This window comes from Brucella haematophila (assembly GCF_005938105.1).
GTDB lineage: Bacteria > Pseudomonadota > Alphaproteobacteria > Rhizobiales > Rhizobiaceae > Brucella > Brucella haematophila.
Genome location: NZ_VCPE01000025.1, coordinates 34471 through 48551, shown reverse-complemented (window position 1 = coordinate 48551; position 14081 = coordinate 34471). Strand labels below are relative to the sequence as shown.

The window sequence follows — 14081 nt, the reverse complement described above, 5'->3', positions numbered from 1 at the left end:
AGCCAACACTAAGTCAACCACTTTCACCAGAACTCAAGGACGAAGCAACCTGCCGCTAGCAGCGTCGCCGCCCTCGTTGTGGCGCTATATAGGCCCCCAGCTCTCAAACTGTCAACACGCGTTTCACCAAAAAAGCGATTTTCTTTTCCACAGAGAGAAAGACAGAAATTTACTCCTTATTCATCAATCTGAACAGGTGATTCTGACGCGGAAGCCCAGCCCATTCGCTCGGCGACATCATCCGCAAGCGCTCGCATCCGCCGGCCGATCTCAACAATCACTTCGGGACGAGCCTCTGCCGCCATCATGGAAAGAGCAATGCCCGCGCTGGGACGGTGCGGCTGTTCATAGATTGCAGCGCCAATACAGAACATGCCTTCGCGCAACTGGCCGTCATCAAGGGAATAGCCCTTCTCTTTTACACCAGCCATCTCGACTTCGAGTGCTTTCAGCGAAGCGACGCTCGCCGGTGTGGCGAGATCCGGCCAATGTTCCGGAAGATGACGCACCCGCTCCTCATCCGGCATTGCCGCGAGCATCGCCTTGCCTGTCGCCGTAAAGACTGCGGGAACACGCATGCCGATGCGGAACGTAATCCCGAGCGGCGCGGTGGAATTGCGGCAGGATAGATAGATGACATCCGGACCATCGAGATGTGAAAGCGTCAGCGTATAGGCGCCAAGCCCCTCTGCCTGCGCGACCGCCTCATGAAACACCTCGACAATATCGCTACCCGCCAGAAAGACATTGGCCCAGCGCACCGACTGCGGCCCCATGGAAAAGCTGCCGTCATTATTGAATTTGAGAAGCTTCAGATGAACCAATGTCTGGCAAAGCCCATGCACGCTGCTTTTGGGTAATCCGGCCTGACGCGCAATATCGGATAGTTTCAGCGCCCCGCTTATGCCGTCACCGGCCTTGGCGATTAGATCCAGTATCTGGGCCGCGCGCATGACCGCCGGAACCAGTTTGAGGGAACCTGCCTGGTCAGTCATCGTTTCATTCCTGTGCTTGCTCGCCATCTGCCCAACAGATCATCGGCTGAGTGATTGACTTTGGTCGGCATGATCTGTTTAATTCAATATATCGAAGACTGTTCAATATATTGAACAATTAATCAATGCAAGACCGGGACGGAACATCTGACATGATCACCTTGAAAGACCCCTCGCTGCTTCAATCGAAATGCCTGGTCGACGGTCGCTGGATCGATGCGGCTGACGGCAAGACCATCAATGTGACAAACCCGGCTGATGGCTCGGTGGTCGGCACCGTCCCGTCGCTGTCGGTGGACACGATCAAGGACGTTATCGATGCTTCCGCCAAGGCGCTGCCCGGCTGGGCCGCGAAGACCGCCAAGGAACGCGCCGGCATTTTGCGCAAATGGTTCGACCTCATTGTCGCCAATGCAGACGATATCGCGCTGATCATGACGTCGGAACAGGGCAAGCCTCTGGCCGAAGCGCGCGGTGAAGTGCTCTATGCCGCGTCTTTCATTGAATGGTTCGCGGAAGAAGCGAAGCGTGTCTATGGCGACACCATCCCTGCCCCGCAGGTTGGACAGCGTCTGACGGTGATCCGCCAGCCGGTCGGCGTCACCGCAGCAATCACACCATGGAACTTCCCTGCGGCCATGATCACCCGCAAGGCTGCACCCGCGCTTGCTGCTGGCTGCACAATGATCGTGCGCCCCGCCGATCTGACCCCGCTGACGGCTCTGGCGCTTGGCGTTCTGGCTGAAAAGGCTGGCATCCCTGCTGGTGTGTTGCAGATCGTGACCGGCAAGGCACGCGATATCGGTGCCGAACTGACCAGCAATGATATTGTGCGCAAGCTTTCCTTTACCGGCTCGACCGAAGTAGGCCGCCTGTTGATGGCGCAGTGCGCACCGACGATCAAAAGAGTGTCGCTCGAACTTGGCGGCAATGCGCCGTTTATCGTCTTTGACGACGCCGATCTCGACGCCGCTGTGGAAGGCGCGATGATTTCCAAATATCGCAATGCCGGTCAGACCTGCGTTTGCGCCAACCGCATTTATGTTCAGCGCGGCATATACGACAAGTTCGCCGAAAAGCTCGCTGAAAAGGTCAAGGCGCTGAAGGTTGGCAACGGCACGGAACCGGGCGTCGCCATCGGCCCGATGATCGAGGAAAAGGCGATCACCAAGGTCAAGGCGCATATTGAAGATGCCGTTTCGAAAGGCGCAAAGCTCATCACCGGCGGCAAGGAACTGGGCGGCCTGTTCTTCGAACCGGGCATTCTCACCGGCGTCACGTCTGACATGGCCGTCGCGCAGGAAGAGACATTCGGCCCGCTGGCTCCGCTTTTCGCCTTCGACACGGAAGAAGAAGTGCTGGCCATGGCCAATGATACGATCTTCGGTCTCGCCGCTTACTTCTATACAGAGAACTTCAGCCGTGCGATCCGCGTCGGCGAAGGCCTCGAATATGGCATGGTCGGCCACAATACCGGCCTGATCTCCAACGAGGTCGCTCCATTCGGCGGCGTCAAGCAATCGGGTCTCGGCCGCGAAGGCTCGAAATACGGCATCGAGGAATATCTAGAAACCAAATATATCTGCAGCGCCTACAAGCGCTGATCGTTGCAATGTAATGAATGAGACGGCGCGCATTGTTCGCGCCGTCTTTTTTATTTATAGACGGTGCAATCGCAACGACGGCTATCCGCCGCACATTATCCGGACAATCCATGCTGCGCCGCCTTTACGACTGGACGATCTCACTTGCCTCCCGAAAATCAGCCGAATGGTGGCTGGCCATCATCGCTTTCGTGGAAAGTTCGGTTTTCCTTGTCCCGGCAGATGTTCTGTTTCTGCCAATGGCACTGGCCCGTCCGGAACGCGCCTGGCGCTATGCCTTTATCGCCACCGTTTCGTCGGTGCTTGGCGGTATTGCGGGCTGGTATCTCGGCTATCACGCCTATGAACAGATCGCCAAGCCGGTGCTGGAAATGTATGGCAAGCTCGACACGTTCGAGCAGCTGCGCGGCACGACCAGCGCCGACGCCATTTTGCTGATGCTCATTACATCTGGCCTTGCCCATCTGCCGCCGATCAAGGTGGTGACGATCCTGTCGGGCGCGGCCGGCGTCAATATCTGGCTGTTCATCGCATCGGCAATCGTAGCACGCGGCGCGCGCTTCTATTTTCTGGCCTGGCTGCTGCGCCGCTATGGCGAGCCGATCCGCCATTTCATCGAAAAACGCCTTGGCCTGATCGCCAGCGCCGTGGCGGTGGTGCTCATCGCCCTGTTTTTTGCTGTGAAATATCTTCACGCCTGATCCGGCTGCCTCACGCCGGTCAAAATAAATTGCTTGGAAACAAGCCTCTATCTTAGTTTAGCTGCATATAAAGAGCTGCGTCAGGAAATTTCAGATGGCATTTGCACTCAATAATCCGGTTGGCAAGGTTCAGGTTTGGACCGCTGGCATCATGACGGTCGGTCTGGCCGCAACCGTCGGCACCGCCCTTGGCTTCGAGCACCTTGCGGGCTTCATGCCATGCAAGCTCTGCCTTGAAGAGCGCATGCCTTATTATATTGGCGTACCGGTTCTGGCAGTAGCGTGGCTTTCTTATGGATTGAAGTGGCCGCCAATCCTGACGCGCGGCCTGATCCTGATCGGCGCGCTGCTGATGACCTATGGTCTGGCGCTGGCCGCCTATCACACGGGCGTTGAGCTGAAATACTGGCCCGGCCCCACCGATTGCAGCGCGGCGACGATGAAAGTCACGCTGGATGCGGGTAATCTCTTAGGTGACCTCAACACGCATCCGCCTGCATGCGACAGCGCACCCGGCTTTTTCCTCGGTCTGTCCTTTGCCGGATGGAATGTCGTCGCAAGTCTGCTCTTTGCAGCCATCGGCTACTACGGCGCTTTTGCGAAGAGTGGGAAGTAAGGGAAGATTCTGAGGGGGCTTAGGTCTTCTTTTTTCGCATATTGTTGTCGCAAGATTGCTACGCGGTTTTGCGCAACATGCGTCAAGGCTCCAGTTCGACATCCCAATACAGAAAATCGAGCCAGCTATCGTGCAGATGGTTGGGCGGGAAAAGACGACCATTATTGTGCAGATCCTGCACGGTCGGCATGACCGGCTTTTGACGCGGCCACATATGCGCAGCGGCAGGCATGAGACCGCCCTTGCGCAAATTGCATGGTGAGCATGCGGCGACCACATTTTCCCACGTCGTCTCGCCGCCATGGCAACGCGGGGTGACGTGATCGAAGGTCAGGTCATGCGGCGAGCCGCAATACTGGCACTCAAAACGATCACGCAGGAAGAGATTGAAGCGCGTAAACGCCGGATAGCGTGGCGGCTTCACATAATCCTTCAGGCAGATCACACTCGGAACACGCATGGAGAAAGACGGCGAGGAAACGATCTGATCGTATTCCGCGACGATATTCACGCGTTCGAGAAAGACCGCCTTGATCGCATCCTGCCATGACCAGAGCGATAAGGGATAATAACTGAGCGGACGATAATCCGCATTGAGGACCAGAGCGGGCAAGCCACTCGTCGAGACGGTCCGGGGTGAGACTGCAATGGTCAAGGACGCACCTCCTTCAGAGCAACTCCGAGAAAGGGCGAAAACGACGACTTTCCAAGCGGAATTGCGCTCTTCATCGGAGCGCCGCGCGTCCATTGTGGGCGCAACAACGACGCTCCAACCTCGCGAGGACGGGACTGCAATCAGCAGAAAATCAAGCTTCTGCGAATCGAAATACCGTCATCAGCTGATGCGGATAATGTAAGCCCGACGTGACAGGATTGTGAAGCGGAAACGCATTTATGCCACCGGAAACACGCAACATTTACAGAAGCATCTACAAAAGTGGGGCCGCCTCGCGCCCCTTGATTGCCGCGTAATAGGCCCAGAACAATCGCGCCGCAACGCCGCGCCAGGGCGCCCAATCTTCCGCCAAAAGCCGCAACGCTTTGGCGTCCGGGCGCGTTTCATGCGCGAAGGCATGGCCGACGGCTGCTTGCAGCGCCACATCGCCCGCCGGAAACACATCCGGATGACCGGCTGCAAACAGCAGATAGACTTCAGCCGTCCACGGCCCGATGCCCTTTATCGCCGTGAGAGCGGCAATAGCTTCCTCCGCAGGCAAGTCGCAAAGCCCGTGCAGATCAAGCCCGTCATCCGCCAGCGCCTGCGACACAGCCAGAAGCGTCCTTTGCTTGGGCCGCGACAGGCCGGCAAACCGCCATGCCTCCTCGCCGCCGTCAATATAGGCCTGCGGCGTCAGCGGATCGATCGCCTGTTTCAACCGCGCCCAGATGGCCGCAGCGCTTGCGGTTGAAACCTGCTGCGCCACGATAATGGAAGCCAGACTTTCAAAGCCGGGCTGTGAGCGGCGCAGCGGCACGGCATGGGCGCGGCTGCGAATATCGGCCAGCCGCTCATCGGCAAGCACCAGCGCTTCGAGGCCTGCCTCTATATCGTCCAATGTATCGATGCGCTGCATGCTGTGGCCTTTCATTTCAATCACCAACAAAGTACCAATGTGCCTCAATGACAATCAATAAGAACCGGCAACTGCCACAATCATGACCAGACCCGTCTTTCGCTTCGCACCAAGCCCCAATGGCCAATTGCATCTCGGCCATGCCTATTCAGCCCTTCTCAATGCACGCATGGCGAACGAAATCGACGGTCGCTTTCTGCTGCGCATGGAAGATATCGACACGGCGCGCTGCACGCCGGAGCTTGAACAGGGCATTTACGACGATCTGCACTGGCTTGGCCTTTCATGGGAAAAGCCCGTGCGCCGCCAGTCGGAACATTTCGGCGAATATCGCAATGCGCTGACAAAACTGGCCGACAAGGGCCTCGTCTATCCAGCCTTTCTCAGCCGTGGCGAAGTGCGCGAGCGGATCGGTGAAGCCCACGCCAAGGGCAAGGACTGGCCGTCCGATCCCGACGGGACGCCGCTTTATCCAAGCGGCGAGCGCAACCTCTCCGAAAAAGAGCGGCTGGAACGGATCGTCTCGGGCGTTGCCTATGCCTGGCGTCTTGATATGGAAAAGGCTCTGGCCGCTGCGGGCGAGCCATTGTTCTGGGAAGAAAGCGGCACGGGGCCGGATGGCGAAACGGGGCGCATTGCCGCCGACCCCGCCAAATGGGGTGACGTGATCATCGCACGCAAGGACACGCCAACCAGCTATCATCTTTCCGTGGTGGTGGACGATGCCCTGCAAGGCGTTACCCATGTCGTGCGCGGCAGCGATCTCTTCCAAGCGACCGCAGTGCATCGTCTCCTGCAAAAGCTCCTCGACCTGCCGGAACCACTTTATCACCACCACCATCTGGTGTTGGGTGATGACGGGCTGAAACTGTCGAAAAGCCGCAAGGATACCGCTCTTGCATCGCTACGCGAACAGGGTTCCACCCCGAACGATATTCGCGACATGTTGAAACTGGAGCGGTGATTTTCGCCCCAGCGTCACAAATGATGTGCCCGCGCACCGATTGACGAAAGCGCGCCAAAGCGGTTCAAAGGCAACAGGATAGCTGGCGGTAAAAGCGCTGGCGATAGTTGTGTTTATTCTGAAGGAGGCCAAGCCATGAGCAATTACGTCGAAATCGAAGGTTTGCGTGTTGCCCCGGAACTCGTGGAGTTTCTGGCGAAGGAGGCCGCCCCCGGCACCGGTGTAGATCCGGACACGTTCTGGAAAGGCTTTGCCGCCATCGTTCGCGATCTTGCCCCGAAGAACCGGGCGCTTCTGAAAAAGCGCGACGACATGCAGGCGAAGATCGACAGCTGGTACAAGGAAAACCGCGACAAGGGTTATAGCCAGGCGGATTACCAGCAGTTCCTGAAAGATATTGGTTACCTCCTGCCGGAAGGCGGGGAGTTCTCCGTTTCGACCGCCAATGTCGATCCGGAAATCACCCATATTGCCGGTCCGCAGCTCGTCGTGCCGGTCATGAACGCACGCTATGCGCTCAACGCCGCCAATGCACGTTGGGGTTCGCTTTATGATGCGCTTTACGGCACCGATGCGATTTCCGATGCCGATGGCGCGGAAAAGGGCAAGGGCTACAATCCGAAGCGCGGCGAAAAGGTTATCGCCTGGGCGAAGAATTTCCTCGATGAAAGTGCTCCGCTTGCCTCCGGCAAATGGGCCGAAGTTGCTGGCCTTTCCATCAAGGATGGCAAGCTCGACATCAAGCGCACCGATGGCTCCGCCACGGCTCTCAAAGACCCAAGCCAGTTCAAGGGCTATAATGGCGATGCCGCCAACCCGACCAATGTGCTGCTAGCCAAGAACAACATGCATGTCGATATCGTCGTCAATGCCGATCATCCGATTGGCAAGACCGATCCGGCGCATATTGCCGATATGGTTCTGGAATCGGCCATCAGCACGATTCAGGATTGCGAAGATTCGATTGCCGCCGTCGATGCCGAAGACAAGGTTGCGGTCTATCGCAACTGGCTCGGCCTGATGAACGGCAAGCTGGAAGACACGTTCGAAAAGAACGGCAAGCAGATGACGCGCCGCCTCAATGGCGACCGCAGCTATCACGGTGCCGACGGCTCCGGCCTGACGCTCAAGGGCCGCTCGCTGATGCTGGTTCGCAATGTCGGCCACCTCATGACCAATCCGGCCATTCTCGACACTGAGGGCAATGAAGTGCCGGAAGGCATCATGGATGCAGCCTTCACCAGCCTGATCGCCCTGCACGATATCGGCCCCAATGGCCGTCACATGAATTCGCGCGAAGGTTCGGTCTATATCGTGAAGCCGAAGATGCACGGCCCGGAAGAAGTGGCTTTCGCCAATGAAATCTTCACCCGGACCGAAGAACTGCTCGGCATGCAGCCCAACACGCTCAAGATGGGCGTGATGGACGAGGAACGCCGCACGACCATCAATCTCAAGGAAGCCATTCGCGCCGCCAAGGATCGCGTTGTGTTCATCAATACCGGCTTCCTCGACCGCACCGGCGACGAGATCCATACCTCGATGGAAGCTGGCCCGATGATCCGCAAGGGCGACATGAAGCAGGCCGCTTGGATCGGGGCTTATGAGCAGTGGAATGTCGATATCGGTCTCGAATGCGGCCTTTCCGGCCACGCGCAGATCGGCAAGGGCATGTGGGCCATGCCTGACCTGATGGCGGCAATGCTGGAACAGAAGATCGCCCATCCGAAGGCTGGTGCAAACACCGCCTGGGTGCCGTCGCCAACCGCCGCCACGCTGCACGCCACCCACTATCATCAGGTGGACGTTGCCGCCGTTCAGGCAAAGCTGAAGAGCCGCCCGCGCGCCAAGCTCGACGATATTCTGTCGGTGCCGGTCGCCAGCCGTCCGAACTGGACGCCGGAAGACATCCAGAAGGAAATCGACAACAACGCACAGGGCATTCTGGGCTATGTCGTGCGCTGGGTTGATCAGGGCGTCGGCTGCTCGAAGGTGCCGGACATTAACAATGTCGGCCTGATGGAAGACCGTGCGACGCTGCGTATTTCCGCCCAGCACCTCGCCAACTGGCTCTACCATGGCGTTGTCACGGAAGCGCAGGTCATGGAAACCATGAAGCGCATGGCCGCTGTCGTCGACAAGCAGAATGAAGGCGATGCGCTCTATCGCCCGATGGCTGCCAACTTCGACATGTCCATTGCCTTTCAGGCTGCCTGCGACCTCGTCTTTAAGGGTCGCGAACAGCCGAACGGTTATACCGAGCCGGTCCTGCATCGCCGCCGTTTGGAGCTGAAGGCGCAGGGCTGATTCTAATATTCTTGAAAACATACCTTTCACATTCTGAAACTGTGAAAGGTATGTTTCATGAGAGGACGCCTAATACCACAAGTCGATAAGTGCTGATTCTGAATCTGATTTATAGTTCAGGAAAAACACAACAAACGGAGTCTCTTCTTTTGAGCCGCTGAAAATTGAAATTACAGTATTTAGCTTGATCTGCATTGCAAAATCATCATTTGAAATGAATAATCTAAATGCACCTCCGCCACTTCTGTATGCAACGTAAATTCCCTTGTCGCCGCCCTCCGGTGCCACGCCGTGATACTCAAGTGAAGAAATAATTACACTATACTTAGATCCTGAAATGAAATCATTGCCTTTATAGACATCTATATTTCTACGTAGACTCATATCTATATCCTTATATTTATTATTAAAAGTAATTTTTCTGATAAAGAAACAATATATTAAAAATATATTAAATTAAACTGCCATTCGTAGCAGTTGCAGCTCAATGTATCCGAAATCGCTTGACTCCATTATAATAGATATTATTTCTAACATAATGGAAAATGCAATCGAACAACTCGACAATGCCATTGGCGAGAACCTGCGCCGCCTGCGTCTGGCGCAAGGCATGACGCTGGATGCGCTGGGCGATGCTTCCGGTGTGAGCCGGGCCATGATCTCGCGGATCGAGCGTGGCGAGACAAGCCCGACGGCCCAGCTTCTGGCGCGCATTTGCGCCGCCCTTGGCACTTCGCTTTCGGCCTTTTTCGGCGATGCGGAAGCTCCGCCCTCGCCCCACCTTCCCCATGATCGCCAGCCCGTCTGGCGCGATCCCGACACCGGCTATGTGCGCCGGTCGGTTTCTCCACCCGGCACCGGCTCGAATGTCGACATGATCGAGGTCGAGTTTCCAGCTGGCGGCAAGGTCACTTTCGCGCCGCAGACCGCCAATGCTGGCATCACGCAGCATATGTGGCTCTTTGCCGGTGAGATGGAAATGACCGTTGGCGACACGCATTACAGCCTCAAGCCCGGCGACTGCCTTTATATGCCGATCATGGCTGGTATCACCTTTCACAATCCAGGCTCGACCCTTGCGCGCTACGCCATCGTGCTCGAACGCCGCGGCAGCCTCTGAAAGACCGACCAATGATTCACGTTCTCAATGCGGAAGAAGCGAAACGAGCCATCCCCGCGCTCGCCGAAATCCTGGCGGATTGCGTCATGGGTGGCGCATCGGTCGGATTCATGGCCCCGTGCGAGCCGCAGGATTTTACGCCGTACTGGACCCGTATCGCCCGCGAAGCCGAGAACGGCGATACGCTGCTCATCGTTGCTGAACATGAAGGCGAGATCGTCGGCACGGTTCAGCTTGGTCTCTCCCAAATGCCCAATCAGCCGCACCGCGCTGACCTGAAAAAGCTGCTCGTCCACCGCAAGGCGCGCGGCCTCGGCCTTGCGCGCAAACTGCTGGAACAGGCAGAACTGCAAGCTCGCAGCCGAGGCAAAACACTCATCTGCCTCGACACAGTCACCGGCAGCCCCGCCGAAGCGATCTATACGCATCTTGACTGGCAGCCTGTCGGCATCATTCCGAATTACGCGCTTTTCCCCGATGGTAGCCCCTGCGCCACCACGATCTTTTACAAAGGCATCTGAAATGACCCTCTCCATCCGCCATGCGACGGCAGCCGACCTCCCGACGCTCCTCGCCATCTATAATGATGCGGTCGAAAACACGCTCGCCATCTGGAATGAAACACTGGTCGATCTGGAAAATCGGCGCCTATGGCTCGAAGGCCGCAATCGCGACGGGTTCCCGGTGCTGGTGGCCGAGCGCGACGGCAAAGTCGTCGGCTATGCCAGCTATGGTCCTTTCCGGCCCTTTGAAGGCTTCCGCCATTCGTCCGAACTGTCGGTTTATGTAGCAAGCGATGCGCGGGGCGGCGGCATTGGTCGCGCCTTGCTGGCCGAGCTGGTGGAAGAAGCGCGCCGCCGCAAGGTGCATGTGCTGGTGGCTGGCATTGAAGCGGGCAATGCGGCGTCCATCGCGCTGCACAGATCGCAGGGTTTTGAGGATTGCGGTACCTTGAAACAGGTCGGCCAGAAATTCGGCCGCTGGCTCGATCTGACCTTCATGCAGAAGATTCTCTGATCTATTCAATATAGAACAATAGAAAACGCAGCGGGTTATTGCCCTGCTGCGTTCTTTTTGTTTATACAAGCGCATTCGCAAGGACCCGGTGAAAGCCCGGGTGGCTCTTCTGGCCGCCTATCCGCCAGACAACGCAACAACATCCCCATTTTTACAATCGGCCATGTTGAATCGGACGGCTCTCAACGCCCGTCTTCTATTTGCGGAAAATTCAATGACACGTCTTGCTGCCTACCGCCGCGAGTGGTTCTCCAATATTCGCGGCGATATTCTTTCCGGCATCGTCGTAGCACTTGCCCTTATTCCGGAAGCCATCGGCTTTTCGGTCATCGCCGGGGTCGATCCGAAGATCGGCCTTTTCGCTTCCTTCGCCATTGCCTGCGTTTCCGCCTTTACCGGCGGACGCCCCGGCATGATTTCAGCCGCCACGGCTGCAACCGCCGTGGTGATGGTCTCACTCGTCAAGGAACACGGGCTGCAATATCTCTTTGCCGCCACCATTCTGATGGGCTTCCTGCAAATCCTTGCAGGTTTCCTGAAACTCGGACGCCTGATGCGCTTCGTGTCGCGGTCGGTCATCACCGGCTTCGTCAATGCGCTGGCGATCCTCATTTTCATGGCGCAGTTGCCGGAACTGATCCACGTGCCGGTCCAGACCTATTGGATGATCGCGGGTGGCCTTGCCATCATCTATCTGTTCCCGCGCCTGACCAAGGCGATCCCCTCCCCGCTGGTTGCCATTGCCGTTCTCACCGCACTGGCCTGGTGGAGCGGGATGGATCTTCGCACCGTGGGCGATCTCGGTGAATTGCCATCCGCATTGCCGGTTTTCGCCCTGCCACAAGTGCCGCTGACACTCGAAACCTTGCAGATCATTCTGCCCTATTCGATCACGCTCGCAGCGGTCGGACTGCTCGAATCGCTGATGACCGCCCAGATTGTCGACGACATGACCGACACGACCAGCAATAAGAGCCAGGAATGTATCGGTCAGGGCACGAGCAATATCGCCTCGGCGCTGATTGGCGGCATGGGCGGCTGCGCGATGATCGGGCAATCGGTGATCAATGTTTCGTCCGGTGGACGCGGCAGGCTTTCGACCTTCGTGGCGGGGGCCTTTCTGCTGTTCCTGATTCTCGTTCTCGACGATCTCGTGCGCATCATTCCGATGGCGGCACTGGTGGCCGTGATGATCATGGTATCCATCGGCACATTCTCGTGGCGGTCGATCCTCGATCTGCGCCGCAACCCGCCATCCTCGTCCTTCGTCATGCTGGCAACGGTCGTCACCGTCGTTTCAACGCATGATCTGGCGAAAGGCGTGCTTGTTGGCGTTCTGCTTTCCGGCGTGTTCTTCGCGGGCAAGGTCGCCAAGATGTTCCGCGTCACCGAGACCGAAAACAGCGACGGCAGCGAACGCATCTATACCGTTCAGGGCCAGATTTTCTTCGCTTCGGCGCAGAATTTTATCGCCGCGTTCGATTTCTCCAAGCCTGCCAAGAAGATCACCATCGATGTCAGCCATGCACATCTGTGGGACATCACTTCGGTTGGCGCACTGGACAAGATTGTCCTGAAATATCGCGCCAGCGGCACCAATGTGTCGGTGATCGGCTTTAATGAAGCCAGCGCCGATATGGTGGATCGCTTCGCCGTCCACGACAAGGAACCGGGTGCCGCCAAACTGGCGGCGCACTAAACATAAAAAAGAAAGGGCCGCTGATGCGGCCCTTTTGTTAGCTCCTGTGTGGAACAGCAGTCCCAACCGGCAGATCATCAAGGCCGATGGCCCCTTCCACCTGATCACTGCGCGCCATGAGATAGAGGCCGAGACCGCTGGTCAGCACAGCGATAAAGACCAGATACCAGGCGTGTGCCATCGGGTTGACCGCGAGCATCGTCGTCACGATCACGGGCGTCAGGCCACCGAATACCGCATAGGAAATGTTGTAGGAAAACGACAGGCCCGAGAACCGAACCGGGGCCGGGAATGCGCGCACCATGACATAGGGCACCGCGCCAACCATGCCGACGGAAAGTCCCATGACCGCATATAGCGCAAACAGCACCGGCAGCGACGTGCCGGCAAAGCTGTAGAAAACGAAGGTGGCGATGCCAAAGAACACACCGGCCACCGCAAAAAAGCGCCCGCTACCGATGCGGTCGACAATCGACCCGGCAGTCACTGTGCCGAACATCAGGAAAAGCGTGCCGAAGCTGGTCGCGGCAAGCGACTGCAACGGGCTGTAGCCGTAAAGCTTTTGCAGGAAGGTCGCGGTCATCAGCGTGGTCACGACGATACCGGCTGACAGAATCCAGGTTAGAAGCACGGAAATGATGACACCATGCATATGCTCGCGCAGCACCGTCTTGAGCGGCAGCTTGTCCTTGAGCAGATGGCTGTTCTTCATTTCGGTAAAGATCGGCGTTTCCGCCAACCAGCGCCGTAGATAAACCGCGAGCAGACCAAAAATACCGCCAATGAAGAACGGAATGCGCCATGCATAGGCGGACAGTTCTTCCGGGGTAAAAATCCAGTTGATTGCCGTTGCGATCAGCGAGCCAATCATGATGCCGAGCGTCAGGCCGGAACAGAGGAAGCCACAGGCCATGCCGACCCGGTTGGCAGGCACATGTTCCGCCACAAAGGTCCAGGCGCCGGGAACCTCGCCGCCAATGGCCGCGCCCTGCAACATGCGAAAAACGATCAGCAGGATCGGCGCGCCGACACCCAGCGTCGCATAGGTGGGCAGGCAGGCCATGGCCAATGTCGAGATCGACATCAGAAACACTGAGAAAGCGAAAACCCGCTTGCGACCGAACTTGTCGCCGAAATGCGCCAGCACAATGCCGCCGACCGGGCGCACCAGATAACCGGCTGCGAAAATGCCGAAGGTCTGGATCATGACCAGCCAGTCCGGCATGTCCGGTGGAAAGAACAGATGCCCGATCACACTGGCAAAGAATACGAAGATGATGAAATCATAAAACTCCAACGCGCCGCCAAGGGCCGAAAGGCCGAGGGTGCGGAAATCCTGTCCGGTGAGTGGACGGGGGCTATTGCCTTGCGCGTGTGTGTTCATCGATGCCATCGATCCTGTTCTTTTCTGGCTTTTCCGTCATGTCATTGCTTTACAAAACCCCGTTTTACCGGAGCCGAAATGTAATGCGCCAAACAGCACT

14 protein-coding genes and 1 other annotated feature are annotated in these 14081 nt (G+C 57.3%); of the genes, 9 read left to right on the top strand and 5 right to left on the bottom strand.

Annotation, left to right across the window (positions count from 1 at the left end; genetic code table 11):
• Positions 1-176 precede the first annotated feature (176 nt).
• A complete protein-coding gene (locus FGI60_RS24435; protein ID WP_138787358.1) occupies positions 177-995 on the bottom strand; it encodes an IclR family transcriptional regulator in 819 nt (272 codons plus the stop codon).
• Positions 996-1147: 152 nt separating this feature from the next.
• Here FGI60_RS24435 and FGI60_RS24430 point away from each other — a divergent pair, with 152 nt between their 5' ends.
• The 3 genes from FGI60_RS24430 to FGI60_RS24420 all read left to right on the top strand — a co-directional run bounded on the left by FGI60_RS24430 (position 1148) and on the right by FGI60_RS24420 (position 3916).
• The gene (locus FGI60_RS24430; protein ID WP_138787357.1) at positions 1148-2599 is read left to right on the top strand and encodes an NAD-dependent succinate-semialdehyde dehydrogenase; all 1452 of its coding nucleotides are present in this window, start codon (positions 1148-1150) and stop codon (positions 2597-2599) included.
• A 110-nt stretch (positions 2600-2709) separates the two neighbouring features.
• Complete coding sequence (locus tag FGI60_RS24425; RefSeq protein ID WP_138787356.1) at positions 2710-3300, top strand: YqaA family protein; 591 nt, start codon at positions 2710-2712, stop codon at positions 3298-3300.
• 94 nt (positions 3301-3394) lie between these two features.
• The gene (locus FGI60_RS24420; protein WP_138787355.1) at positions 3395-3916 is read left to right on the top strand and encodes a disulfide bond formation protein B; all 522 of its coding nucleotides are present in this window, start codon (positions 3395-3397) and stop codon (positions 3914-3916) included.
• A gap of 82 nt (positions 3917-3998) precedes the next feature.
• On the opposite strand, the gene FGI60_RS24415 is transcribed toward FGI60_RS24420, so the two are convergent.
• Both FGI60_RS24415 and FGI60_RS24410 read right to left on the bottom strand, forming a co-directional pair.
• On the bottom strand, positions 3999-4571 hold the full coding sequence (locus FGI60_RS24415; RefSeq protein ID WP_078339434.1) for an HNH endonuclease: 573 nt from the start codon (positions 4569-4571) through the stop codon (positions 3999-4001).
• A gap of 274 nt (positions 4572-4845) precedes the next feature.
• Positions 4846-5490, bottom strand: a complete 645-nt coding sequence (locus FGI60_RS24410; RefSeq protein ID WP_138787360.1) for a DNA-3-methyladenine glycosylase family protein — start codon at positions 5488-5490, stop codon at positions 4846-4848.
• An 82-nt stretch (positions 5491-5572) separates the two neighbouring features.
• Here FGI60_RS24410 and gluQRS point away from each other — a divergent pair, with 82 nt between their 5' ends.
• A complete protein-coding gene (gene gluQRS, locus FGI60_RS24405) occupies positions 5573-6454 on the top strand; it encodes a tRNA glutamyl-Q(34) synthetase GluQRS (protein ID WP_138787354.1) in 882 nt (293 codons plus the stop codon).
• A gap of 135 nt (positions 6455-6589) precedes the next feature.
• Positions 6590-8761: a malate synthase G gene (locus FGI60_RS24400; protein WP_138787353.1), complete on the top strand. Its 2172-nt coding sequence runs from the start codon at positions 6590-6592 to the stop codon at positions 8759-8761.
• A gap of 69 nt (positions 8762-8830) precedes the next feature.
• On the opposite strand, the gene FGI60_RS24395 is transcribed toward FGI60_RS24400, so the two are convergent.
• Positions 8831-9145 (bottom strand): hypothetical protein, encoded by a 315-nt coding sequence (locus FGI60_RS24395; RefSeq protein ID WP_138787352.1) that lies wholly within the window; start codon positions 9143-9145, stop codon positions 8831-8833.
• Positions 9146-9299: 154 nt separating this feature from the next.
• On the opposite strand from FGI60_RS24395, the gene FGI60_RS24390 reads away from it, so the two are divergent.
• The 4 genes from FGI60_RS24390 (at position 9300) to FGI60_RS24375 (ending at position 12597) form a co-directional block, all read left to right on the top strand.
• Positions 9300-9881, top strand: coding sequence for a helix-turn-helix domain-containing protein (locus FGI60_RS24390; protein ID WP_138787351.1), 582 nt, complete (start codon positions 9300-9302; stop codon positions 9879-9881).
• A gap of 11 nt (positions 9882-9892) precedes the next feature.
• Positions 9893-10402, top strand: a complete 510-nt coding sequence (locus FGI60_RS24385) for a GNAT family N-acetyltransferase (RefSeq protein ID WP_138787350.1) — start codon at positions 9893-9895, stop codon at positions 10400-10402.
• Position 10403: 1 nt separating this feature from the next.
• Entirely contained in the window at positions 10404-10898 is a 495-nt protein-coding gene (locus FGI60_RS24380; protein ID WP_078339439.1) for a GNAT family N-acetyltransferase, read from the top strand.
• A 78-nt stretch (positions 10899-10976) separates the two neighbouring features.
• Positions 10977-11032 (top strand) — a sequence feature (sul1 is cis-regulatory element that is thought to sense ions involved in sulfur or methionine metabolism; They are found in Alphaproteobacteria).
• An 80-nt stretch (positions 11033-11112) separates the two neighbouring features.
• Positions 11113-12597: a SulP family inorganic anion transporter gene (locus tag FGI60_RS24375; RefSeq protein ID WP_138787349.1), complete on the top strand. Its 1485-nt coding sequence runs from the start codon at positions 11113-11115 to the stop codon at positions 12595-12597.
• Positions 12598-12634: 37 nt separating this feature from the next.
• Here the strand turns inward: FGI60_RS24375 and FGI60_RS24370 are convergent, their stop codons facing one another.
• Positions 12635-13990: an MFS transporter gene (locus FGI60_RS24370; RefSeq protein ID WP_138787348.1), complete on the bottom strand. Its 1356-nt coding sequence runs from the start codon at positions 13988-13990 to the stop codon at positions 12635-12637.
• Between the last annotated feature and the right edge of the window lie 91 nt (positions 13991-14081).

What these genes read in the sequence shown, in the direction of transcription:
- FGI60_RS24435 (WP_138787358.1), bottom strand. Translation starts at nt 995, where the DNA reads ATGACTGACCAGGCAGGTTCCCTCAAACTGGTTCCGGCGGTCATGCGC.
- FGI60_RS24430 (WP_138787357.1), top strand. Translation starts at nt 1,148, where the DNA reads ATGATCACCTTGAAAGACCCCTCGCTGCTTCAATCGAAATGCCTGGTC.
- FGI60_RS24425 (WP_138787356.1), top strand. Translation starts at nt 2,710, where the DNA reads ATGCTGCGCCGCCTTTACGACTGGACGATCTCACTTGCCTCCCGAAAA.
- FGI60_RS24420 (WP_138787355.1), top strand. Translation starts at nt 3,395, where the DNA reads ATGGCATTTGCACTCAATAATCCGGTTGGCAAGGTTCAGGTTTGGACC.
- FGI60_RS24410 (WP_138787360.1), bottom strand. Translation starts at nt 5,490, where the DNA reads ATGCAGCGCATCGATACATTGGACGATATAGAGGCAGGCCTCGAAGCG.
- gluQRS (WP_138787354.1), top strand. Translation starts at nt 5,573, where the DNA reads ATGACCAGACCCGTCTTTCGCTTCGCACCAAGCCCCAATGGCCAATTG.
- FGI60_RS24400 (WP_138787353.1), top strand. Translation starts at nt 6,590, where the DNA reads ATGAGCAATTACGTCGAAATCGAAGGTTTGCGTGTTGCCCCGGAACTC.
- FGI60_RS24395 (WP_138787352.1), bottom strand. Translation starts at nt 9,145, where the DNA reads ATGAGTCTACGTAGAAATATAGATGTCTATAAAGGCAATGATTTCATT.
- FGI60_RS24390 (WP_138787351.1), top strand. Translation starts at nt 9,300, where the DNA reads ATGGAAAATGCAATCGAACAACTCGACAATGCCATTGGCGAGAACCTG.
- FGI60_RS24385 (WP_138787350.1), top strand. Translation starts at nt 9,893, where the DNA reads ATGATTCACGTTCTCAATGCGGAAGAAGCGAAACGAGCCATCCCCGCG.
- FGI60_RS24380 (WP_078339439.1), top strand. Translation starts at nt 10,404, where the DNA reads ATGACCCTCTCCATCCGCCATGCGACGGCAGCCGACCTCCCGACGCTC.
- FGI60_RS24375 (WP_138787349.1), top strand. Translation starts at nt 11,113, where the DNA reads ATGACACGTCTTGCTGCCTACCGCCGCGAGTGGTTCTCCAATATTCGC.
- FGI60_RS24370 (WP_138787348.1), bottom strand. Translation starts at nt 13,990, where the DNA reads ATGGCATCGATGAACACACACGCGCAAGGCAATAGCCCCCGTCCACTC.